Raw genomic sequence first — 23,857 nt, 5'->3', positions numbered from 1 at the left:
AGTTAAGCATTATTTTGCTGAATTTCAAAAAAAAATAGACTATCTTAAAGATAGTCTAAAATATTGGTCTGGAGAATCTTGGTGCCCATGGACAGCGCTGCCTGGAACGCTTGCTGTTCCATCGTGAATTCCATATACTTCTCGGCCAGATCCACATCTTGTTTGTTGGAACGGATCGACTTGAGGTTAATGTTTTCGGAAGTGTTCCGCTCTTGCGCGGATTTCAGCCGGTTGGAGATGGCGCCGATTTCGGTCCGCATATTGACGACATTCTCGGTCTCCTTGTTGGAGCGCGCAAGCAGTTTTCCTGCGAGGGATTCGGTATCGTTCGCATCCAGAGCTTTCAGCGCATCCGCAAGAAACGTGCCAAGATCATCTTTTTCTGCAGGAGTGCCCTGTTCATTCATCAGCTGTCTGCCATCCGTCTTCAGTGAGACATCCACGCCGGTCGCGATTGTACGGGTTAAGTCGGCTTTTACCGGTATGACGTTTCCGTCTGCATCCGTCCCGTCCTGCGTTCCTTGATATTGGATGCCGGTCATCTGCCCATTAGCATCCCGACTGATTTCGAACGGTTTCGTGGTTGTGTTCATACCAGAGAAGACATACTTTCCGCCAAAATTCGTGTTCAATGAATCGACCATTGTACTGATTTCGTTTTCCATTTCGACTTTGATGGCTTGACGGTCCGAATCCGACATTGTTCCGGTGGAAGCCGACTGTATCAGTGTCGTGATCCGTCTGAGTGAATTGGTAGCATTTTCCAGCGCGGAATCCTGCATATTGGTCCAATCGACTGTGTCCGCAATCGTTACGGAAAACTCTTCATTTTGGATCAGGCTGTTGTTCAAATTCATGATCTGCGATGCCCTTAGTGGATCATCGGATGGTTTGCTGATTTCCTTCATCGAAGACAATTGGTTATTGTATTTTTCCAACTTGCCTTGGCTTCGATTAATGCTTTGGATCATGTTCGTTGCGGTTATTCTGTCCGTAATGCGCATGTTTTATACCCCCGTCCGATTGATCAAAGTGTCCAGCATCTCGGAGGTGACGGCCAACACCTTAGCGTTTGCCTGAAATGCACTTTGGAATTTCATGATGTTCACAACCTCTTCGTTGATGGAAACGCCGGAAATGGAACTCTTCCTTTGCTCAAGGAAGGAAACCACTTCATTTTGGTTCTCCATCATGAAGTCGGCCTGTTGCTTCGAAATCCCCACTCGGGTGATGATGTCATTGTAAGCATCTGCTGTAGTAGTGCCGTTGGGTTGCGCTGTAATCTTCAGTGTATCCGCATCAAATTCGAGCGCCTCTTTTGAGGAATACTGCAGTGCCTTCGACTGGATGTCGGCAATCGCCCGCGCCCGGGTACCGTCTCCGGCTATCTGGCCCGTAAGGGATTTCCCCGCAACAATCTTGTTTGGGTCCTCCGTGATGGCGGAATTCACTTTCAAGTTGGAAATGACATTATCCGGATCATCGCCTAAATCAAAAAAGGGAATCCCGATCCCGTTGTCGCTGTGGACTAAATTGACCGCTTTGGCAACAGTTGAGACTAGTTGGTTCAATTCTTTGATCCCACGGTCGATCTCCACCAAAGCTTCCTGCGAACCGCTGATGTGGCCGCTTCTGCTGGATAGCTCCGTAAACTTGGTAGCCCCGTCCTCTGCCGTTTGCTGCAGCAACAACGTTCCGGCTGGGAAAGATTCGGATGATTCGACCGTTTTCGCCGTGCTGCCATTGGTCGAGATGAGCGAGCCGTCATCGGAAGTGGCGCCGATTGCCACACTCAACACTTGGCGCTTATTTGCTCCGAGAATAACTTCTCCATCAATGCTGATGAAGGTACGCTGGTATGCATCCGTCTTCACTTCCACCGAAGTGATTCCTGAAATCTCCTCTACCAGCTTATCCCTTTGGTCCAATAACGTATTCGGCATCTCACCTTTTGTGACTACAGAAAAAATTTGCTCGTTGATTGATTCCAACTGCTCGACTTTAGTGTTGAAGTCCAAGACTTTTTTGGAAATAACCTGAACAGTACCTTCTTGAAGACTGTCCAGTTGCGAACCCATATGGGAGATCGTATCCGTCAGTGTTTGTGCCTGTTGACTGACCATTGTTTTGGAAGTGGTCATTTCAGGATTGTTTCCCAAGTATTTCCAAGATTCATAGAACTCCGTCAGTTTATTGTTGAGTCCTGTTTCAGAAGGCTCATTGAAAACAGATTCCAATTGGCCCAATACATCTGCTTTCTGCGTGAATTTTTCCAAGGAAGCATTTTCTGTGAAAGATTGCTTCACTAAATAATCGTCAACAATCCGTGTGACGGATTCCATTCGCACGCCTGTGCCAAGTTGGCCAACGCCGGAAAGCGTGTATGGGTTGCTGGCAACCAAATTCACCCGTTGTCTGGAGTAGCCATCTGTATTGGCGTTCGAAATGTTGTTGCCTGTTGTCTGCATTGCCGCCTGAGCTGCGCTCATGCCGTTCGTTCCTGCATTTAATATGCCAAATAACCCTGCCATGATACCTCCACCTTAAATTGATTGATTGAACAGACCTGCATTTTTGGAAGGGGACAGTTGTCCTTTCCTGGAATATGTACGGGAGCTTTTTTCCATCCCATCCGATAAAGCAGTCAAAATGCTGTCATGATAACTGATTGCTTGTTTTGTCAACAAAAGATTGCATTCCTGCAGCTCCTTTATTTCGTTTACTTCTTTTTCGATATCAACACGGCTGCATTCTTCAAAAGATGCTTCTTCCAAATGGGACAAAAAAACCTGCTTTTCGGTGACAATATTATTGAATGCAACACTATCATTCGCCATCAAAGCTTCCTTTTCACGCTGCAAGGTTTCTTTGAGTGCTAGCAACAACGATAAGCCATTTTGTCTGGTTTCCATTATTCCGAGCCAGCCCCTTGCTCTTCCATTGCTTTCATCATGCTCGCTGCAATTTTTTCGGCACTCACTTTATATGTACCGTTTTGGATTGCTGCTTTTATCTCTTGGGCTTTGGCGCTAGGGGCGCTATCGATTGTCTTTTCAGCCAAGCGTTTCGCTTCTTCAGAAATCTCGACTTTTACCGCCGCTTCATTTACTCTTGGTTTAAGCGGTTCAGCCTTTATTGTTTCTTTATGTGATGTGTCCTTTTGGATTGCTTTCAGGTAACTGTTATAGCCGTTGCCGATTTTCATGCAACTCACTCCTTTTTCACTGGTTAGTATGTATCTATCTTATTGTATCCACATCACTATTGTCGACCACTTTGCTGAAAAGTTAAGTCAAAATCCAGAAAAAGCCCAAGATTGACAAATAACAATGAAAGAAGGATGCTGACCAAACGTGGCTAATATGGAAACATCTCCTTTGCCTCATCTGTCGGGCGTTCGCCCAGGATGGTATCGCAAACTGTCGAGAGATCACGCATTTGTCGACTGAACGTATATAGAAAACCGCGAAACAACCGACAGATCGTTCCTCTGTCGGCTGTTCGCTCAGGACGGTTTCCCGAACTGTCGAGAGATCACGCATCTGTCGGCTGAACGTTTACCGAAAACAGCAAAACAACCGACATACAGCTACCGGTAAGGCCACAAAAAAAAGAAGAGTCCGGCTCATTGAATTACGAGCTGGTCCCTTCTCTTCCTATAACGTTTCGATGCGTTTTTCTTTGCTCAGAATGTTTGTGATGCGGATACCGAATTTTTCGTTGATTACTACAACTTCGCCTTCAGCGATCCGCTTGCCATTCACATAAATGCTCAAAGGTTCTTCCGTCAGTTTGTTCAGTTCGACAACAGAGCCCGTACCCAATGAAAGGATATCTTTGATCGTTTTCTTGCTTTCTCCCAGCATCACGCTGAATTCTAACGGAACATCCAGTATCAGCTCCAGATTTTGCGGAAGATGCTGTTTGTCGGATTTATGCAATTCTTGAAACGCAGGTTTTTGAATCGGAACCACATCTGCTGCTGGCTGCAAAGGTGGTTGCGCGGGACGCTCTTCGTGCTTCCGTTCGACTGGCGCAAGCACTTCCCCTTGATCCGCCAACATGATTTCAGTGATTTCTTTGACGGCGTCCATTGTGAACACTTGCATGATTTCACTCTGGAGAATGCCTTCAACTTCCAGTTGGAATGCGATCAGACAGACATCCGCATTCAGATTATCCACACCGATGTCAACGTTGAAATGCTCCTTATCATCAACCAAATGCACTTCCGGAGGCAAAATATCGATCATCTTTCCTAGCATAGTCGCCATGGCCGTTGCGGAAGAACCCATCATCTGGTTCATTGCTTCACCGACTGCGCTCAGTTCCAATTCTGTCAGTTCCGTGCTGGTTACTTGACCGTCACCGCCCATCATCAAATTGGCAATGATCACCGAGTCCTGCGCATCCATCAACAAGAGATTGTTCCCTGTCAGACCTTTTTTGAAGCCGATAGAGGTAATAATTTTAGGCTTGACAGCAGCATCTATCACCTGACGAATGCTTTTGACGAATACTTTGGGTGTTGTGATGTGTACTTTATGACCTAAAATTTCGGACAATGTCGTAGCCGCTTGGGACATAGAGATGTTACCGACTTCCCCGATAATATCGCTCTCCATTTGGCTGATGGTTGTGGATGCAGCAGCTGGCGCTTGGGTTAATTCACTCATCATGCGATCGATTTCTTCTTGTGTTAGTTTTTCCGTGCTCATTTAATCAATGTCTCCTCCGATATAGTGTAATACCTCAACCGCCATTTTATTCCCCAGTACACCAGGTTTCACCAAATAACTTGGCAGATTCTCGATGGACATGACCAATGGCTCGTGTGTGAGTTTATCCAAGGTGATGATATCACCCAACTCTAATTGTAAAAAACTATCCATCGATACGTTGGTCTTCCCAAGCAAAACCTCTACGGACACCGAAACAGATTGCAGATTTTTAGTCAAGTTGTCTTTGTCTGAAGGATCCATCGTGCGGCCTGAATGGAACCAATTACGAAAACTCAACTTTTCCAACATGCTCTCAAAAAAAATATACGGAATGCACAAGTTGATGAATGTCTGGTCCTCCAACAATTCAATGATGAACGTAGTCATGATGACAGGTTCATTGGGGGACATCGTCTGCAGCAGCTGTGCATTCGTTTCCATTGCTTCCATCTTCACGTTCAACTCTACGATATCCCTGAAAGCCAACTGTAGTGCATGGCCAAAATTACCGACCACTTCTTCCAAAATGGCAATCTCAATATCCGTAAAGCTGTCTTTGCCGTTTCCTGCATCCGATAGTCTTGTATCCGGACTGCCGCATAACAACTGCAATAACTGCAGACAAACTTGAGAATTGATCTCGACAATCTGCATACCTTCTTGTGGTTCCGAGCGGAATAGACCCATCAAAGTAAAGTAAGGAACAGAATGCAAAAACTCATCAAAACTGATTTGTTCAATCGAAGCAACTCGTAGCGTAACAGTTGAACGCACCTGAGTTGTTATTAAGTTACTTGCAATCTTAGCATATTCCTCGAGCAACATCGTTAAAGTCGTCATATATTCTTTCGAAAGCCGTGCCGGCCTTCTGAAATCATATGTCTTGATCTTAACGGGCTCTGTTTCCTCTACTAGTTCAGTGTCAATTTCTCCACTTTTCACACTTTCCATCAACAAATCTATTTCCTGTTGAGATAGAACTTTACTCACGCTTACCCCTCATTTATAGAAAATAATGCTTCCATACTTATTAAACTGATCATTTTGTTGTTTAATCTGATGATGCCTGCTACTTCCTTTGCATTCGTGTAGTCAGTCATTTGTATGTCGTGTGAATCAATTTCCGAAACAGATTCAACAGAGTCCACCGCAAAAGCAACTTTTTTATCGTTGTTCTTCAAAATGATGATACTATTGTAACACAGTTCTTCTGTTTCACTAGTGTTACTAAGTAATTTATACAAATTAATCAAAGTGATGGCATTCCCTCGGATATTGATCAATCCTTCCACCCAGTATGGTGCTTTCGGCACATGGCTAGAAGGCAATTCCTTGACTATTTCTTCGACATCTTCAGTAGATATAGCATAATACTTTTCTTTTAAAGTAAAGACGATTATTTGCATGTTGCCCTCCTGATCAAATGACTTTATCCAATGCTTTGATGACGCGATCTGTGTCGAAAGGCTTCACGATAAAATCCGCAGCCCCCGCTCGAATGGCATCCATTACCATACCTTGTTGTCCCATGGCGCTACACATCACCACTTTCGCATTGGCATCAATCACCTTGATTCCTTTTAATGCCTCAATCCCGTCCATTTCTGGCATCGTAATGTCCATTGTTACAATTTCAGGACGAACTTCTTTATATTTTTCGATAGCTTCGACACCATTCTGCGCTTCTGCCACGACACTGTATCCATTCTTTTCCAGAATATCCTTCAGTTTCATTCTCATAAATGCTGCATCATCAACAATCATTACACTTTTTGCCATAATCAATTCTCCTTTTCAGTTGTGATTCCATTTAATAATTGATCTAAAACGCCTTGCTTTGGGATAAAATACAAGGAGGCATCCAGGCGTTCTCCCAAATAAGAAAATTCATTCTTTATGATGAACAGATTTTCTTCATAAACACCTTGCTCCATGTAGATACTGCTGATGATCGCGCCAAACATATCCTCTATCATAAAAGGGACGCCTGTCATAACGGTCACATCAAACACTTGCGAAATTGCATTTAAAAAGGTGTTGACGATAATGTTGACCAGTTCGATAAAAGCGGAGGTGGCCATTTCGTGATCGCCCTGCATCTCACCCAGCATCAAAGACACCAGTTTGTCAGCTTCCTCTTCTCTGATCACAAACAAAAACGCGCCTTCCAGTTCTCCATGAATCATCGTAATCGCAGCATTCACGCTGCTCTCATCGGACATGATCCCTTCAAACAATTCGGAATAGTCCATTGTTTCCACCAACGGCATCGTCATTACGACTGGGTGATTGATCAACTGTGATAGACTTGTCGCTGCGTTACCTCCACCTATCGAGAAGAACTCGGTTATGATGTCCAATTGCATTTCTGAATAGTCATTATACATAGACGCCCACATTTCTTTCGTTGCATATTGCGGTGATATCCAAAATCAAAATGATACTCCCGTTCCCCATGATAGTCGCTCCCAAGTACTTATTGATATTTTTCAGTTCTTTGCCTAATTCTTTGATGACAATTTCTTGTTGGCGAATCAGATTATCCACTGTCAAAGCGTACAGGCGTTCATCTATTTTAACGATTATCAGATAAGGTTTTTCTTCCACTCCGGTATGGATGTCCAAACTATCCTGTAGGCGAATGACCGGAATCGTCTCATCTTCAAAATAGTATACCTCACCGGTGTGCGTCTGGACAATCTCTTCCGGCTCAGGGCGAATCACTTTTCTGACAACCCCCAGCGGCAAAGCAAACTGATCCGTTCCAATGGTAACAAGCAAGGCTTGGATGATCGACAACGTCAGTGGCAAACTCATCCGGAATGCCGTTCCTTTATCGACTTCACTGATGATCTCAATCGTACCGCCTAGCTCGTTGATTTTCTGCTTCACAACATCCATGCCAACGCCCCGTCCGGAAATATTGGTCACGTTTTTTGCGGTGGAGAAGCCTGGATGGAAAATCAATTGTTGGATTTCCTTATCGGATAAATGGTCAGTTTCGATCCCTTTTCGGGCAGCACTTTCTTTGATGACTGACGGATTCACCCCTTTGCCATCATCGGAAACTGTCAGGAACACTCTGTTGCCTTCTTGATACGCTGTTATCCGGATGATTCCTTTTGGATTTTTTCCTTTTGCGGTTCTGGCTTTAGGCGTTTCTACTCCGTGGTCCACCGCATTCCTTAGAAGATGGATGAGCGGCTCACCCAGTTCTGATACGACGGTCTTATCCAGTTCCGTATCATCGCCTTCGATGACCAAATCGATTTCTTTTCCGAGCTCGTTGCTCAGGTCACGGATCATTCTGCCGAATCGATTCGTGACGACACTGAGAGGTTGCATGCGGATCTTGAGCACCAAGTCCTGGAGATCCGTCGCAATCCGGCTCACTTGTTCCAACGGCTCGCGTAATTCGGACCTTTGTAAGTCATCATTGATTTCTTCCAAGCGTGTACGATAGATGACCAATTCGGATACGAGATTCATAAAGGAATCCAATTTTTCGATATCAACCCGTATCGACTGATTCATCGCGCTACTATGATTCGTTGTTTGTTTCGGCTTAGCTATAATTGTTGTCTTTATTTCTGTCTCTGCATTGTGCTCATCTGCTTCAACATCAGCAGTCTCTGTGTTGAGGTCCTCGGCCGTTATTTCGTGAATGACTACGCCTTCTATTTCACTGGTTTCCAGAATCTGTTCTTCGACAGCCGCTTTTTCTGTCTTAGTCAGGTAGACGATGGTGAACTCATTCCCAAAATCTTCGTTTTCCATCGTCACAACATCAGGCTCGGAATAAAGAATATCTCCGTTCTTCTCCAGTTTATTGATGACCACATAAACTCTGGCATTCTTCATCATGCTGGTCTCATCTAGCCTGACCTTGATAAATAATGCATGGTAGTTTTTCTCGTGGGCATCGCGGATGACCGAAATATCTGAGGAATCAAGTTTTCCCAATGCAAAATTCGGATCATCAATTGTCATCTCGTTTAAAGTGGGTTCGCTGACTGTCTTATCCTTTGGTTCTGCTTTTTTGATTGCCAAAAGATTGTCCAATTTGTTTTTGAGCGTTGCAGTATCCTGCTCCTCTTCATTCCCGGCTCTAAGATCTTCCACAATTGCGGAGAGCATATCCAGACAATCGAAGATCAACGTAACGATCCCTTCGTCTGCAGCTAACTTGCCCGTTTTGAGCAATTCAAACACGTTTTCCATTTTGTGCGTCAATTCCGCCATGGTTGTATAGCCCATAGTAGCCGCCATACCTTTAAGCGTATGTGCTGAACGGAAAATCTCATCCAAAATACTGACTTTTTCCGGATCGTTTTCCAGCTCCATCACTTGGTCATTCAAATTTTGCAGATGTTCATCGGTTTCTTCAAAGAAGAGTTCCCTGTATTTACTATTATCGTCCATTGAATCCCAGCCTTCCTCTCGTTAGTCCGCAGCTTTACTTATTTACATCTTTTCATATAGAAATGCAGCTACTTTTTTTAGTCCGTATTGTTCAGGTTTGTATACAGACTCAGTAGCCCCTATAAAGAACAATCCCCCAGGCACTAACGAATCCGCGATGTTTCGGTATATCTTTTCTTTCACTTCATTCTTGAAATAGATTGTGACATTTCTGCAGATGATGGCGTGGTAGCCTTTTTCGTAGGAATCCAGAATCAAATCATGTTTTTTGAAATGCACTGTTTTTTTGATGTCATCCGACAACACATAGCGGTTATTCTGCTCGGAAAAATAGAGTTTCTTTTCCGTAGGCGGAACGTTCTGTACTTCCAATTTGGAGTACGTTCCAGCCTTAGCTTTTGACAAAATGGTTTCATCTATATCTGTGGCGATTATTTTGCTGCTGGCAGTGAGCTTGTTTTTTTTCAGAATCATAGCGATCGAATAAGCCTCAGCTCCCGTTGAACAGGCTGCACTCCATACTTTCAAGGCTTTGAATTTCGAGGAGAGTTTGTTGATGAATACTTCTTCAAATTCTTCAAATATTTCCTTGTTGCGATAGAATTCCGTCACGTTGATTGTGATATAATCCAAAAAACTCTTTTTTATATTTTCATCGGTTTCGATCATTTTGGCAAATTGCTTCAAATCGGTTGCTCCGGATTTTTTCATGATGGTCTCAATCCGTCTTTGTAATTGTCCTTCTTTGTATGCTATCAAATTCAAGTGCAACGTTTTTTCTGACCAAGCATAAAACCAGTTAAAATCCAACATTTATTTCCTCCCGCCTAGTACTTGGTTTAGCGCATCTGTCAATTCTTCCAGATTGACTACTTCGTCGATCACCTTATTCTGGATGGCATTGCCGGGCATGCCGAAAACCAAGGAAGATTCTTTGTCCTGAGCGAAGGTATATCCTCCATTAGTCTTTATTTTCTTTAGACCTTCCGTACCGTCTTTCCCCATACCGGTAAGCACAACCCCAATCAGGCGGCTCCCGTAACTTTCGGCTGCTGAGCTGAAAAGATGGTCCACAGCTGGCCTTACGCCATGAATTTTATCAGTTTGCGACAGTTGAATGCGGCGATTTTTCACTGTCATATGATGGTCCCCCGGGGCTACATAGGCCTTTCCGCCCTCAACCGGCATGCCGTCGTAAGCCTCAACAACCTTTACTGGCGATACCGCGTCCATTCGTTGCGCAAATGATGCAGTGAATCCCTTGGGCATATGTTGCACAATAAAAATAGGCACATTGATCCCTTCCGGCAAGTCCTTCATCACTTGTAAAAGCGCCCGTGGTCCACCTGTTGATGCTCCAATCGCCAAAGCCCGCACGGCATTGGGACGGGATTTATTTGGATTTGATCCCTCATCGTTGCTCCGGGGAGCTGTCATTTCTTGTGTTCTGTTGAAGAACTGTTTCATGACAAATTCAATTTGCTTTTTAAAAGACTCTCCTTGATTTTTTATGTCCGCAGGCTTTTCAATAAAATCAATCGCTCCAGCTTCCAGCGCTTCAATCGTAATTTCTTTGCCGCTAAGCGAACTCATCATCATCACAGGTATATCGTAACTCTCTTTAATGACCTTCAATGTCTCGAGGCCGTTCATTCCAGGCATTTCAATGTCCAACGTGATCAGATCCGGATTGAACTGTTTTATTTTTTGAAAAGCTTCTTGGCTGTTCCTTGCTGTCGCGACAACATTCAGCCCATCGATTTCGGATATTTTCTCTTTTAATATCTGTCGCATGAATGCTGAATCATCCACTAATAAGATATTTATTTCCATTGCTGTTCCCCCCGTTGACTGTTATAGATCAAAAATTTCTCGATTCCCCATCCTAACTTTCACTTGAAGCGTGTGAAGATCGAAGAACATGGATCTCCCCATCGAACCTCCTGTATGATTTGCCAGAATAGGGATCCCTTGTTGTTTGAGGATGGTTTCAACAGCCGCTATATTGCGTAAGCCGATATTCGCTTGAGGCGTATTCAAAGAGTTTTTGAACATACTTGACCCTCCAGCTATTTTCGCAACCAATCTTCTTTTTGGTGTTTTTTTGGCAAGCTCTGAAACCATATGCGGAATGGCCAAATCGGCAAACTTTTCGATCTTTTTTTCCCCGTTGAACATACTGCTGTCCGGGAGCATAATATGGCTTAATCCGCCTACACGGGTAGTTGGATCATAAATCGCTATGCCTACACATGACCCTAGCCCGATGGTAAACAAAGACTGTGGTGCTTCCCCGATTTTGTAATCAGAAATCCCGACCTTTAGTTCTTTTTCCAAAGTACGTAATCAACCCCTTATTGAACTTAACCCGTTATCCATTTAATGCAACTAACTCTTCCATGCCATCAGAATGGAATAAAGCATTGATGTCGATATGGATGATGATGTCAGTATCCGTCTTGAATAGGTGCTCGATATATTGGACTTTATTTTCGACATTACCGTTTACGGTCGGAAGTTCTTCATCGAATTCACTAACTGAAACGACACTGTCCACCGCAATTCCAAATCTCAGTTCATTGTCCGATACCACAATGATTTTGGAGTTTTCCGTAATCTCCATATCGTTATCGAAGAGCCGCTTGCTCAGATCGATGATAGGCATGGTGGTCTCAGCGTATTGGATAACACCACTGACGTACGGTGAAGCTTCCGGAATTAGTGTTAACTTTCCTAATGGTAATATTTTCTCAATGATTTCAATTGGAATGGCGAATTGCTGTTGGCTACAGATAAACACGATAAATTTTTTCATGATGTGACTCCCATCAATTTTTTGGTATATGATTAATACTATTTATGATTCTGGTATTCTTATCTTAATCGGCAGACTTTTGAAATTATTTAGTCCTTCTGCATAATTACAGTTCTTCATAAAGAGCAAAAGAGAGGCAACTGTCTTATTAAGAACAGTTGTCTCTCTTTTCTAGGAATCAATTTTATCACTGGAACTTAAAATGGTTAACAATCGCATGCAGCATTTCTGCCAACCCGGAAATTTGTTCCGAATTGATGGATACTTCTTCCATCGAACTGTTGATCTGCTGTGTAGCTGCAGAAGTTTCTTCGACACCAGCTGCCGACTCTTGAGAAATGGAAGCTATTTCTTCTATTGCCACGCTCATACTTGCCGTATTTTCCGTCAGACTGGACATTTTGTCGGAAACAAGCAGAATATTCTGGATCATACTATTTAATGAACTTTCCATTTCATTCAGCACATCTGTTGTTCTTTGAATTTGTTCTGCTCCTGCTTTAACCTCCGTATATCCTTGCTCCAAGGATACACTCACATCTCTGGACTCGCTCTGAATCTTCCCGACAAAGCCCGTAATATCTTTTACAGAAACTGCGACTTGTTCCGATAATTTCCGGACTTCATCAGCAACGACTGCAAATCCTCGGCCATGTTCCCCAGCTCGGGCAGCTTCTATGGCTGCATTAAGAGCAAGCAGGTTAGTTTGATCTGCAATATTTTGAATCAATCTCACCAGCGTAGTGATTTCTTGCGTTTGGAATTCCAAAGATTGCATTTTGCTTACAGCTTGTTTCATGATTGTTTCTATTTTATCCATTTGTTGACTTGATAAATCCATCAACTGTTCGCTCTCATTTGATTGATCGATCACCTGACGAGAAGCATCCGCAATAATCAAAGAGTTTTCGTTAACGACTTTGAATTCTTCATTAAAAGTTTCCATCACATTTGCAAGTGCACTAGCATTGCTTGCTTGAGCCTCAGACCCCGTTGCCAATTCTTGCATGGTTAAAGCAACTTGTTCAGACCCAATTTTCACTTCATTTGCAGATTGAGTCAATTCTTGACTATGACCTGCCAGTTGTTCGGAAGAATCCAGAATATTTACAACAATTGCTGTTAATTGTTCATGCATCGTGTTGGTCGCAATCGCCAATTCAGCCAGTTCATCTCGGCCTGATATTTCTATCGGTTCGACATTTAATCTGCCATCAGCAATTGTTTCCATACGTTCCTTAATCAACTTGATTTTGCTGGAGATTTCATTTGAAAGTAAGAATGCAATTACAACACTCATAATTACAGCAGCCCCCGAAAGTAAAACAGCGAGTCTTAGCGAATTTTGCCCCCTCGTGATAATCTCATGGCCATTTTTATCAATCGTCTGAACTTTTTGATCAATCATGGCGCTTACAGATTCAATCTGCTCTCGAATGACAGGATCCGCAACGTTCACCATATTAAACACTGCTGCTTCTGTATTTCCTGCTTGATAAGCTGCAAGAACTTCTGATTCCATTACTTCTGCCCATTGGTCATTCGCTTCAAATAACGCGGTTATTTCTTTTGAATTGTCTACAGCCAGTATTTCTGCTTGGGCAACCTTACTCTCTTCAGTAAATTGTGTAAACATATCCTTGAAAGCCACATCTCCGGTCATTAAGTATGCCCGTGCTACCGCAATTCTTTGGGAAATCAGAAATTTGAACTCTTCACCGCTCTCTAAAACAATTATATCCTCTTCGATGATGTCCTTGGTGTTGTCATTGATTTCTTTCGTCGTTGCGTAACTATTGACTCCTAAGACTGCTATCAAAGTGATGATAGTGAAATACCCAGCTAACAATTTTATGCGGATACTTTTAAAATTCAATAATTTTGTCAGATTTATCTTCTTGCTGTTGCTCATGATATTGCTGATAAAAGTTTCTCTTACTTCCAAATTTCCCACTCCCATTTCTATGATACTTCTATTTCCCTATTATGTAATCGGTATCTTTTTGATTATGTTTATATCTGAATGGATATTTTATTGCAATAAAAAGATCCATAACCCTTAACGAGTATGGACCTAAGTAAAAATTCTTAAATTGTTCAATCTGCTTCGTCGTTCAATATCGCTTCCCTGCGCTGGAATTGATGCTCACTGAGTGTTCTGAAGTGGTGCTGCAGATCGGGATCATCGGTCCTGTCGGCCATCTCCAGAAGCAGGTGCCCGTTGATGTCGAGGTCGCAGAGCGTACCGAGTGCGGTCTGGACTTTCTTCATCTCTTTGATGATGTCCTTGTCCTTCTCGCCCAAGATCGGTGCGAGGTAGGTCGCGGCGTAACGCAGTTTTTTGGCGTTGATGCGCAGGCTGTGGGTCTGTTCATGGTTTGAGAAATCGACTTCTTCCCACTTGCGCATCAGGCGTTTCTTCATTTTTTCCAGCTTTTTGATTGTCGATTTTTTCTGCTGATCATCATCCAAGTTGATGGATTTCAAGTAATGGGCCGTAGCGGCTTCCGCATCGAGAATGCGTTCGGTGAGAGCACCGCTCGTGATCAATTCATGGATGCTGTCCTGTTCGCCTTGGCGTTCTTCCATCAGCCAAGTCATGACTTGGCCGTCCTCGGCCAACATGTCCGGATACAACCCGCGCAGTTCGCGGCATTCTTCCATCAGCACATCCAGCTCACGCAGATAGCCAAACGTGGTGGCGATTTCGCGCCAATCTTCGCCCGCTTCCCGGTAGTATTTCTCCTCGCCGTTCGCTTTGTTGAAGTTCAACAAAGCCCGCAGTTGGCGGATTGCGACGCGCAGTGCATGGGCCGATTCCGGCTCGACGGAATCCTGTTGGTAAGCGGCATAGGCGTGCTGAACCCCGGCTATTTGTTCGTTGATGATACCGGCGTACAACGTGTCTTCACCATCACACGGGTCGTATTTCGACGACCCTTCATGTTTATCCACGGCATGCATTTTGTCGGCGGTGGCTTCGTGTTTGCGTTTCGCCGATTTACCCGGCGCCAAAAGCCACTCCAGATTGCCGATCGGGTCTGCGGTCATGTCGACCGTAAAGAAAGCAACCGCCCCTTTTTTGAACGGAATCGCGGCACCGATCAATTCTTTCGTCCAGCTGCTCATATAAGGTTCGTGCCCGACAAGCACCAAATTGAAACCCTCGTCTTCCTGTTTCAACGCATCCATGAAGGCTACGAAATCGCCGGTCTCCAAAAATTCCTGCGGTTGGATCACTTCGACGGCAGTGGCTTCAGCCACCAATTCAGCAGTCTGACGCGCCCGAACCAATGGGCTTGTCCATATCTTCAGGTTTCCGCTCTCGGTCAGCAAGGGTGCGATGTCAGGCAGAAACGCAGTCAGTTCCTCCACGCCTGCTTCCGTCAGTTTTCTGTAGAAGTCATCCCCTTCAGGCGTACGCTCTTCCGCGATTCCATGCCGAATCAGTATCAGTTGTCCTCCCATACTGCTCATCCTCCTTTATTTTGGTGTCCCAAATACGGATATCACGCCCCGATTTGTAACCGTTCTCTCATTGAACAGTATACCATTTTTCGCCAATGCATGTGAAAAAAAATCCGTCTCTTTTTCAGAAAGAGGCGGATTAGCCGAGGCTTGTTGAATTATTTTGGGATGAATTTACGTCAGTTTCATCTTTTTCCATTTGCCGGACCGGAAGCGCATCGCAATCAGGAACCAACGGATGATCTGATCCAGCATGACGGCCAGCCAGGCCCCGAGGATGCCGAGTCCGAGCACCTGCACGAAGAAGGTGGCGGCTGCGACGCGGATGATCAAAATCCCAAGGAAAGTTGAGATCAGCGGGAAAATCGTATCCCCTGCCCCGCGCAATGAACCCGCGACGATCAGCTGGTGCGACTGGAAAGGCTGGGTGATGGCCGCAACCCGGATGGCGATCGCGGCATTCCGGATGATTTCCGGATCACTGGAATAGAAGCCGACGATGTACTCGGCGCCGAAAAAGAAGGCCACTCCGAGGATCGCACCCCACAAGCTGCCGATTTTACCGGTCCGCGAGGCATATTTTTCTGCCAGATTTGCGTCACCGGCACCCAATGCCCTGCCGACCAAGGCTGACGCCGCAATACCGAAGGCTTGTCCGAGGGTGAATGACAGGGACAGAATATTCATGCCGATGTTGTGGGCGGCAAAGACGACGGTCCCCAAGCCCGACACGATCTGGATGAACAGAATCATCCCGGCACGCAGCGCCAATTGTTCCAGCGCTGAAGGCAGTCCGATTTTCGCCAAACTTTTCATCGTTTTCATCGAAAACTGGAAAGGATGCGCGAAGGAAAAATTCAGCTTGCTCTTGCCGGATCGCAGGTAACGGATCAGCAGGAAATTGGCCACTAGGTTGGCGATAACGGTCGAAATCGCCGCCCCCTCGATGCCAAAAGCCGGAACCCCGAAAAGTCCATAGATCAGCAAGGCATTGCCGATGACATTCAGGAAATTCGCTTGCAGATTTACGCCCATCGGAATCTGTGTTTCGCCGATTCCGCGCAAGGAACCGGAAATGCTGAAATTGAAGGATTGCAACAAGTAACTGATGCAGATGATGCGGAAATAGAGCCTGCCGACTTCGACTGTATCGGACTGCGCGCCCATAAAGGCCATGATCTGATCGGAATAGACAAAGGCGGCCAGGGCCAATGGGGCGGAAAGGATCATGCTGATGATCATGACATGCTTCATGACGTTTTCCATCCGGTCGTGTTTTCCAGCTCCGAAATAGCGGGCGATCAAGGCTGTGCCTCCGATGTTCAACGCCTGCACTACGGCCAGCCCGAGGAACAGCGGTTGGTTCGTCACCCCGACCGCCGAAACGGCCGCTGCAGCATAGGCATGATCCGCGATATTCCCCAGCATCATCATGTTGATCATCCCGAACAACGAACTCAGGACCAGTTCGATCAGAACCGGCCACGCGATGTTCATGATTTCCTTGTTGATTGGACTTTTCAGCTGTTTTATGCCCGTTTGCTTCTCTTCACCCATAATCAACCTCCTACGACTCGTGCTCTGATGCAAAGTTCCGAACACTCACTTGTCCATCCTAATTCTTTCTTCAAGTATAGCATATTTTTGAGCAACTATTCTTCTCAAAAATTTCTATTCAATAAAGTTGCATAAACTGCCTATCCTTTTCATACGGGCAACGAGCGATCAAACAGCTTGTAATTTGCTTATAATCCGCAATGCACCCTTACTCCGATTCCGCTGCAGATTCGACAATCGAAAAAAGCATGCCGCTGATCCGATTCGGGACCAGCAACATGCTTTGGTGCAGGCTGTTTTGTTCTTTTTAGGCAATCTTGCCTTTGGAAGCGCCGTTCCCTTCCTTGCGTCGTTTTGCGAATTCTGCAGTCGCAGTGAAAAGGACATCGGTCGATGAATTGAGGGCTGTCTCGAATGAATCCTGCAGGACGCCGATGATGAATCCAACACCGACTATTTGCATAGCCACATCGTTCGGGATGCCGAACAAGCTTGCCGCTAACGGGATAAGCAGCAGGGAGCCACCAGCTACACCCGATGCCCCACAAGCACTGACCGCTGCCAGGATACTAAGGATGAGGGCTGTTCCGAAGTCCACTGGGATGCCCAAAGTGTTGACCGCTGCCAAGGTAAGGACGGAAATCGTAACCGCAGCGCCGGCCATATTGATGGTCGCGCCCAGCGGAATGGATACGGAGTAAGTGTCCCTGTCCAGTCCCAAGTCATCACACAGCGTCATGTTCACGGGAATGTTAGCAGCCGAACTTCTTGTGAAGAAAGCTGTGATGCCACTTTCCCTCAAGCATCTTAAGACAAGCGGAAACGGATTGGAACGGATATAGATGTATACGATGATCGGGTTAACGACCAAGGCCACGAACAGCATACAACCAATCAGTACCGCAAGCAGTTTCCCATAGCCCAATAGAGCGCCAATTCCGCTAGTTGCGATGGCATCGAAGACAAGGCCCATGATCCCTAAAGGAGCGAAGGCAATGACGATCCTGACCATTTCTGTCAGTGCATCAGAAACATTGGACAGCATCAGCTTGGTTGAAGCTGCGGCATTCTTCAAAGTAAAGCCGATCATGAGGGCCCAGGACAGAATGCCGATATAATTGGCATTGTAGAGCGCCTTGACCGGATTGTCCACTACGTTCAGGAGCAGCGCCTTCAGTACTTCCACCACACCGCCTGGAGCGGTGACATCCTCAACGCCGGCGCCCAATGTCAAGTTCACCGGGAAGATGAAGCTTGCGGTCACTGCTACGAGTGCCGCCGACAAAGTCCCTAAAAGATAGAGCCCGATGACGGATTTCATGTTCGTCTGTTGGCCTTTTTTGTGTTGCGAAATCGCGGATGCAACCAAGAAAAACACTAGCATTGGAGCGATCGCTTTTAAAGCGCCGACAAACAGAGAGCCAAAAATGGTGATTGGCTGCGCTATATCGGGAATTGTTACGGCAAGGATGATACCTATGATAAGACCGGCGATTATACGTTTGACAAGGCTCAGCTTGTACCAGTTATTCAATAATTTATACAATTTCTTATTCCCCCTGATATTTATGCAAAAGTAACAAAATAATGAGTACACAGAACTGTATATTACCATAATTTAATCCATCTAGGAACAAAACCTTTAAATTTTCGGGACAAGATGCTCATTCAACAGAACCAATTCCCGAAGCTGTTTCTGCATTTTATGATACTTTTTGAAAAATCCCCTTTTCCAAATCTTCAAAAAGCGTTATAATGTCATTTATGGAGAATTACTCAAGTCCGGCTGAAGAGGACGCACTCGAAATGCGTTAGGTGTCGAAAGGCGCGCGGGGGTTCGAATCCCCCATTCTCCTTAAAAACTTTTAAATATTGTCCGACAAAAGGCCAGCACTCCCGAAATGGGGTGCCGGCCTTTTGTTTTGTCGAAATAAACTTGTTTCCCTCTAATTTATGTTGACTTGGAGTCCACTTCAAGTGCTAGTCTGAAACAAATGCGGATCGATTCCGTTCTGAAGACTACCGAAAGAAGGTTGCGTAATGGTAGAAGAAATGAAATTGTCGATTGACGGCATCGCCTACACTGCCGACATACTAGACAAAACGGACACAGACTTTTTTGGCTTTCAAGGTCCGATTGAGCTTCAATTGAAAAGATATGCCGATCAGGAATACTACGCGCACCGTTGCCGAAGCCGTTCCCGATTTCGGGCGTGCCTAAGCGCACTGATAATCATTCCATCTGATTTTCAGTGCGCTTTTTTGTCCTTCCGTTCGAAATCGAATAATTAATAATGCTGTTACAGCAACGTTGGTAATAGTTATTTGATACTGTATAACTTATTCAGGTGGGATATAGCCTATTAATACAATTACGGTAGAAGTCGTTTATAGTCCTATAAGACTATAAACGGTGGGAATCATGATATCCATGGAATAATATAATTACATTCGAAAGTAAAACGTTGTTTTCTGTTTCCTTGTATTTTTCAACAAATACCAAATAGAGGGAAATTATTTTTTGATGAAATGGCATGCTCTGCATGACCTAAAATGAATGGAGTGGAATGATGGGGAAAAAAATAAGTCAAAAAAATCGGGAAACGCGGCGGAGAATCGCTAAGCTGATAGGCATACCATTACTGCTATTCGTATCCGGCATTACGTTGCTTTCCTTGGCTTTTTTTGATAATGTCTCCTACGCTTTTTACATATCGCGGATGTTTTTCCCACAAGAAGTCGCCATTGCTCAGACGAATTTGAGCGACAGCAGTACTGGTGTGGAGGAGACAACCACAGTGACCCAACTCTCTTTTCCGAAATACGGGGATGAATACGGGACGTTGAGCGTGGATGCGGCAGGCATCGTCTCGCCAATTTTCGTCGGCGACGGTGCAGCCCAATTGTTAGATGGTGCCGGCCAATATTATGGTTCCGTTTTTCCGGGGGATATCGGAAAAACCGTCATCACAGGGCACACCAATTCGGTCTTCAAGAGGCTGGATGAAGCGCAGATCGGTGATGAAATCCGCCTGGAGCTGACCTACGGAACCTACGTGTATGAAATCAGCAACATCGAAATCAAGAGCAATACCGACGAAAGTATTCTGGCACCTTCCGAAGAGCAAATTTTGACTTTGTACACTTATTATCCTTTCGATTACATCGGCAACACATCTGACAGATATGTCGTGACTGCAAAATTGATCGAAGGCAAACCACTATCGGAAATAAATTTTTAAGGAGTCTCGCGATGCAAAACATAAAAAAAATCAGCAGAGCGGTCCTCAGCTTCCTCCTGATGTTTGTAGTGGTTGCCTTGATCGGAGTCATCTTCATGAAACAGGTGCTGATGAGCGCAAGCGACCTCAATAAGCAGTTGGAAGAAAGCTCCTATTACATCAAAGTGGAAGAAAGCTTGACCGCTGAATTAAAGACGTTGAGCCTGGAAACTTCCATACCAGAGGAAGTCTTCGTGGGAGCCGCGATGCACCAAAATAGCCTGCAACAACTTGCCCGCACGAACACTGAACAAGTTCTCAACTACCTGATTGACCCCGACGCAACTTACTCTACGACGACCGCTCGCAGACTATTCGCGGAACCCGTGACGACTTATGTTGAGGGTTATGCCGCAGAGCAAAACCAGCCGTTCGATGAAAGCATGCAAGCGCAGACGGATTATATCATTGATGAAGCCACCGCCATTGTCGGTAGCCACACTATGCTGTTCAATCTGGATAACGTTATTGCTTTCCCGCAATTCCAGACCGCCCGAAAAATGTTACAAACCGTTCTTGCTTATTTCTATCTCGTTCCTTTGGCCTTCTTTTTGATCGCCGGGGCACTGGTCTGCTTGAACTGGAAACTGCCTCACCGCTCTTTGATCTGGATCGGCAGCGGTTTAGTTTCCGGATCTGCCTTCGTCATCATCCCAGCAATTGTAGCATTGAGCCTTGACATCCCGCAGCGAATCACAGTTTCAACGGATTATATCAACACCGCCCTGCGCGCGTTGGCTATGCATTACACTACATTTTTGTTGGTCACCGGGGCAGTGGTCTTCTTTTTGGGGATAGCCTGTCTTGTTGGCTACAATCAGATCAGCAAAGCCAAGCGAGCGGCCTACCGGCAGCATCGCGACTATGGGACCGAAATGAAACAATACTGATTCAGCATCGGAAGACAGATACATTGAAAGGAGGTGAAAAATATATGAAAAAAGTTATCGTATCTCTTTTGTTTGCATTCGTATTGTTTGTCGGAGCGCAACCATATGTTGCTGCTGCAACTGAAAATGATATCATTAAAACTTTGGTAGCCACCAATCTACCATCAAATTATGTGCAGCAAGCAAAAAATTATTTAAGGTCCAATGATGTGACTGCTGAAGAAGCGGATCAAATCAATGTCCACATAAATAATGCACAAGCTGTAGTGAATGCACGTGGAGCGAAAAGTATGAATCAGCTTACTAAAGCTGATAAACAAGCCATCCTGGCTGAGCTTACTGCAACTGCTGCTGTATTGGATATTACTGTTACTGTGACTTCAAAACAAGTCGTTTTCAGTGGTGCAGACGGCATTGTTGTCGCTGCTTTCCCGACAAAGGGAAATGGCGTAAAATAGAGTGGAAGCTTAGGCACACCTCGCTGAGTTTGCATAAACGCTTGTAAAATACCCCCGCATAGAACGGAGACTCCATCATGGGTCTCCGCTATGCAGGGGTGTTTTTTTTCGTGGTATGGATACAGTCTAGGGTCGAGGAACCCACCTCATTCAGAATAGCCCTCCAGAAAAATCCCGGTAAGCAGCCTTTATTTCAGCATAGAGATCTGGGTAGGCTTCACTCAAGGAGGACAGGATTCCGATCGCAAGCTGCGAGCTGTGGATCGTCTGGATTTTGTGGACGCGGATATATGAGACATCCGCATTCAGGCTCAGTTTGGGGTAGCGGTCCTTTTCGACTTTGATGTCGTGGACGGGATCGATGTTCTGGCTAGCGGACACTTTCGAAATCGGAAAGGCCGTGAAGTCGCACGGCAGCGTATCGTATTCGGCACCGATGATCAGGAATGGGCGCGATTTGAAGGCGATTTTGTCGGTTTCAAGGTCATGATAGGCAAAACGGGCCTTGACGATGGCACCGATGTAGGCTTGCGTTTCGTTCACGGCTCCAGCACCTCCCCCTTCGAATTCCTCCAGTTCATCCAGATAAACATCAAACAACGTATCATACAGCCGCACTTTTTTTGCATCCGCGAGGATATCCGCAAGTTCCAGCAGTTTGGGTTTGGGTTCGGTTGCTTCTTCCGCGACACCTGGTCTGCTGTTGCGCCAGGATGTTTCGCGGCGCGCCAAATCCGCCAAATACCAACCTTCATACTGTCCGTACGCAAATACGATGCGGTCGAGGATGAACTGTTCGCGCTCCGTCAATTTTTTCATTTCCAACGGTTCGAAGGGATCGTAGCCTTCCTCGAAGAAGAAATGCAGGTCCGGCAGCACCGGCCCTTCTTCCCAGCCTTCAATGCTTTCCTCGAACAACGGCTCTCCGACCACCGCCAGGCATTCCCGCTGCGCGAAATATAGCATCGTCTGCAGCTTCAGCTCGTTGTTGCCGAACCGGGCTGCCGTATGGTTTTCGTAGGAATAGACCAGATACCTCGCCAGCTGACTCAGTTTGGGCATAACGATTTCCCCTTCCCCACATCCTTTTTTTGTTAATGCGCCTTGTTATTCATTCTGCAAAATATTTTCCCCAGACGTCCGCCAAAAAAGCACCCGCATCGGTCTGGACGGCCAATTGGAAGGTCAGCGACTGCGGCACAGGCGTCCGGTTCAGCAGGACGGCGTAAGGGCCTTTGAAATAGCGGACGAAGCTCGCGGCCGGGTAGACGGCCAACGAGGTGCCTATGACGACCAGCATGTCTGCCGCGCCGATTGCCACGGCCGCGCGCTCCATCGCCTCCTCGTCGAGCATTTCGCCGTAGAGCACGATATCGGGGCGCACCATCTTGCCTTGGGGATTGCGTTGGATGCCTTCCGCGTCCATGCTGATTGCGGAGGCATCGGCGGGTTCGCCCGTGTCGAACGTCCGCCATCTCGCCCCGTTGCCGTGCAGTTCGATGATTGCGCTGCTGCCGGCGGACTGGTGCAGATTGTCGATGTTCTGGGTGACGATGGTGACTTCTTTCCCTGTATCTTCGAGCGCCGCAAAGAAGCGGTGCGCGGCGTTCGGAAGCGGTGCGCGGCGTTCGGAAGCGGTGCGCGGCGTTCGGAAGCGCCTGCGAAAAATCGAAATGCTCCGCATAATTGCGGAAGAAAAGCTTGGGGTACGTCTCCAGGAAACCGATGCTGAGCGTTTCTTCGCCAGTGAAATGGCGGCCGCTCAGCCTGTCGAACAGCCCGCCCGCCGAACGGAAATCAGGGATGCCGCTCTCTGTGCTTATGCCCGCTCCTGTGAAGGCGACGATGCGTTGCGATTGGCGGATCATCTCCGCGAAACGTTCTTTATCGTTATTCATGCCCGGGCTCCTTTCTTTTGTTGTTATTACTGCTTTTATTATAGCTTTCGGAAGGGTTGACTGGGTACTATTTCGCATTATGGGTAGGGTGGGATTTGTTGGGGTGTTCGGATTCGGATAATTGCTTGCCCTCTTGGCTGTTCGGCATTCATTCTCTCCACATCAGCCGACGACTCTATCCCGACGCACATAACCCTCTTCTTATTGGCCGATATATTATTACAAACGCATCCCCTTCCATCCGAATAACGTTTTCATCCGTTTGCATACTCCAACTTGCCGACTGTTCCCCTTGATTTATCCGGTGAACAGAATTAATATATATGGTATGAGAAACAAACCGACAG

The 23,857-nt window shown here is 45.8% G+C and carries 24 protein-coding genes, 1 tRNA gene and 1 pseudogene; 5 read left to right on the top strand and 21 right to left on the bottom strand.

Annotation, left to right across the window (positions count from 1 at the left end):
• Positions 1-44: 44 nt before the first annotated feature.
• The 18 genes from flgL to sstT form a co-directional block, all read right to left on the bottom strand.
• Positions 45-1,004, bottom strand: coding sequence for a flagellar hook-associated protein FlgL (gene flgL / locus PH235_RS07745; protein ID WP_272161788.1), 960 nt, complete (start codon positions 1,002-1,004; stop codon positions 45-47).
• Between the two features lie 3 nt (positions 1,005-1,007).
• Positions 1,008-2,531: a flagellar hook-associated protein FlgK gene (gene flgK / locus PH235_RS07740; RefSeq protein WP_272161787.1), complete on the bottom strand. Its 1,524-nt coding sequence runs from the start codon at positions 2,529-2,531 to the stop codon at positions 1,008-1,010.
• Between the two features lie 12 nt (positions 2,532-2,543).
• Complete coding sequence (locus tag PH235_RS07735) at positions 2,544-2,912, bottom strand: hypothetical protein (RefSeq protein WP_272161786.1); 369 nt, start codon at positions 2,910-2,912, stop codon at positions 2,544-2,546.
• On the bottom strand, positions 2,912-3,205 hold the full coding sequence (flgM, locus tag PH235_RS07730) for a flagellar biosynthesis anti-sigma factor FlgM (protein WP_272161785.1): 294 nt from the start codon (positions 3,203-3,205) through the stop codon (positions 2,912-2,914). Before flgM ends, PH235_RS07735 begins: the two co-directional genes overlap by 1 nt.
• Positions 3,206-3,656: 451 nt before the next feature.
• On the bottom strand, positions 3,657-4,718 hold the full coding sequence (gene fliY, locus PH235_RS07725) for a flagellar motor switch phosphatase FliY (RefSeq protein ID WP_272161784.1): 1,062 nt from the start codon (positions 4,716-4,718) through the stop codon (positions 3,657-3,659).
• Positions 4,719-5,711 carry a flagellar motor switch protein FliM gene (fliM, locus tag PH235_RS07720; protein ID WP_272161783.1) on the bottom strand — a complete coding sequence of 331 codons (993 nt, stop codon included), beginning with the start codon at positions 5,709-5,711 and terminating at the stop codon, positions 4,719-4,721.
• Positions 5,712-5,713: 2 nt separating this feature from the next.
• Positions 5,714-6,127 carry a chemotaxis protein CheW gene (locus PH235_RS07715; protein WP_272161782.1) on the bottom strand — a complete coding sequence of 138 codons (414 nt, stop codon included), beginning with the start codon at positions 6,125-6,127 and terminating at the stop codon, positions 5,714-5,716.
• A 13-nt stretch (positions 6,128-6,140) separates the two neighbouring features.
• Positions 6,141-6,500 (bottom strand): response regulator, encoded by a 360-nt coding sequence (locus PH235_RS07710; protein ID WP_086985734.1) that lies wholly within the window; start codon positions 6,498-6,500, stop codon positions 6,141-6,143.
• A gap of 2 nt (positions 6,501-6,502) precedes the next feature.
• Positions 6,503-7,108 carry a chemotaxis protein CheC gene (locus PH235_RS07705; RefSeq protein WP_272161781.1) on the bottom strand — a complete coding sequence of 202 codons (606 nt, stop codon included), beginning with the start codon at positions 7,106-7,108 and terminating at the stop codon, positions 6,503-6,505.
• Positions 7,101-9,143 (bottom strand): chemotaxis protein CheA, encoded by a 2,043-nt coding sequence (locus tag PH235_RS07700; RefSeq protein ID WP_272161780.1) that lies wholly within the window; start codon positions 9,141-9,143, stop codon positions 7,101-7,103. Before PH235_RS07700 ends, PH235_RS07705 begins: the two co-directional genes overlap by 8 nt.
• Before the next feature lie 42 nt (positions 9,144-9,185).
• A complete protein-coding gene (locus tag PH235_RS07695; RefSeq protein WP_272161779.1) occupies positions 9,186-9,956 on the bottom strand; it encodes a CheR family methyltransferase in 771 nt (256 codons plus the stop codon).
• Positions 9,957-10,976 carry a protein-glutamate methylesterase/protein-glutamine glutaminase gene (locus tag PH235_RS07690; protein ID WP_272161778.1) on the bottom strand — a complete coding sequence of 340 codons (1,020 nt, stop codon included), beginning with the start codon at positions 10,974-10,976 and terminating at the stop codon, positions 9,957-9,959.
• Between the two features lie 21 nt (positions 10,977-10,997).
• Positions 10,998-11,480 carry a chemotaxis protein CheD gene (locus tag PH235_RS07685; protein WP_272161777.1) on the bottom strand — a complete coding sequence of 161 codons (483 nt, stop codon included), beginning with the start codon at positions 11,478-11,480 and terminating at the stop codon, positions 10,998-11,000.
• A gap of 34 nt (positions 11,481-11,514) precedes the next feature.
• Complete coding sequence (locus PH235_RS07680; protein WP_272161776.1) at positions 11,515-11,958, bottom strand: chemotaxis protein CheW; 444 nt, start codon at positions 11,956-11,958, stop codon at positions 11,515-11,517.
• 187 nt (positions 11,959-12,145) lie between these two features.
• A complete protein-coding gene (locus PH235_RS07675) occupies positions 12,146-13,903 on the bottom strand; it encodes a methyl-accepting chemotaxis protein (RefSeq protein WP_272161775.1) in 1,758 nt (585 codons plus the stop codon).
• A gap of 152 nt (positions 13,904-14,055) precedes the next feature.
• On the bottom strand, positions 14,056-15,426 hold the full coding sequence (locus PH235_RS07670) for a CHAD domain-containing protein (protein ID WP_272161774.1): 1,371 nt from the start codon (positions 15,424-15,426) through the stop codon (positions 14,056-14,058).
• Between the two features lie 174 nt (positions 15,427-15,600).
• Positions 15,601-16,983, bottom strand: coding sequence for an MATE family efflux transporter (locus PH235_RS07665; RefSeq protein WP_272161773.1), 1,383 nt, complete (start codon positions 16,981-16,983; stop codon positions 15,601-15,603).
• A 307-nt stretch (positions 16,984-17,290) separates the two neighbouring features.
• On the bottom strand, positions 17,291-18,529 hold the full coding sequence (gene sstT, locus PH235_RS07660) for a serine/threonine transporter SstT (RefSeq protein WP_272161772.1): 1,239 nt from the start codon (positions 18,527-18,529) through the stop codon (positions 17,291-17,293).
• Positions 18,530-18,749: 220 nt separating this feature from the next.
• Between sstT and PH235_RS07655 the strand changes: the two genes are divergently transcribed.
• From PH235_RS07655 to PH235_RS07635, 5 genes are all read left to right on the top strand, one after another.
• Positions 18,750-18,839, top strand: a tRNA-Ser gene (locus PH235_RS07655).
• Between the two features lie 184 nt (positions 18,840-19,023).
• Positions 19,024-19,275, top strand: coding sequence for a hypothetical protein (locus tag PH235_RS07650; protein ID WP_272161771.1), 252 nt, complete (start codon positions 19,024-19,026; stop codon positions 19,273-19,275).
• A gap of 278 nt (positions 19,276-19,553) precedes the next feature.
• On the top strand, positions 19,554-20,225 hold the full coding sequence (locus PH235_RS07645) for a class D sortase (RefSeq protein ID WP_272161770.1): 672 nt from the start codon (positions 19,554-19,556) through the stop codon (positions 20,223-20,225).
• Between the two features lie 11 nt (positions 20,226-20,236).
• Entirely contained in the window at positions 20,237-21,154 is a 918-nt protein-coding gene (locus PH235_RS07640) for a hypothetical protein (protein WP_272161769.1), read from the top strand.
• A 44-nt stretch (positions 21,155-21,198) separates the two neighbouring features.
• On the top strand, positions 21,199-21,612 hold the full coding sequence (locus PH235_RS07635) for a hypothetical protein (protein ID WP_272161768.1): 414 nt from the start codon (positions 21,199-21,201) through the stop codon (positions 21,610-21,612).
• Between the two features lie 150 nt (positions 21,613-21,762).
• On the opposite strand, the gene PH235_RS07630 is transcribed toward PH235_RS07635, so the two are convergent.
• From PH235_RS07630 to PH235_RS14575, 3 genes and pseudogenes are all read right to left on the bottom strand, one after another.
• Positions 21,763-22,674, bottom strand: a complete 912-nt coding sequence (locus tag PH235_RS07630; RefSeq protein ID WP_272161767.1) for a Panacea domain-containing protein — start codon at positions 22,672-22,674, stop codon at positions 21,763-21,765.
• 49 nt (positions 22,675-22,723) lie between these two features.
• Positions 22,724-23,296: an SIR2 family NAD-dependent protein deacylase gene (locus tag PH235_RS07625; RefSeq protein WP_272161766.1), complete on the bottom strand. Its 573-nt coding sequence runs from the start codon at positions 23,294-23,296 to the stop codon at positions 22,724-22,726.
• A 58-nt stretch (positions 23,297-23,354) separates the two neighbouring features.
• A pseudogene (locus PH235_RS14575) lies at positions 23,355-23,480 on the bottom strand (Sir2 family NAD-dependent protein deacetylase); the annotation flags it as partial.
• Positions 23,481-23,857: the final 377 nt, after the last annotated feature.

The sequence above is a fragment of the Trichococcus sp. K1Tr genome (assembly GCF_028309625.1).
Taxonomy (GTDB): Bacteria; Bacillota; Bacilli; order Lactobacillales; family Aerococcaceae; genus Trichococcus.
The sequence above is the reverse complement of the archived record's forward strand: the minus strand, read 5'-3'. Positions and strand labels throughout refer to the sequence as shown.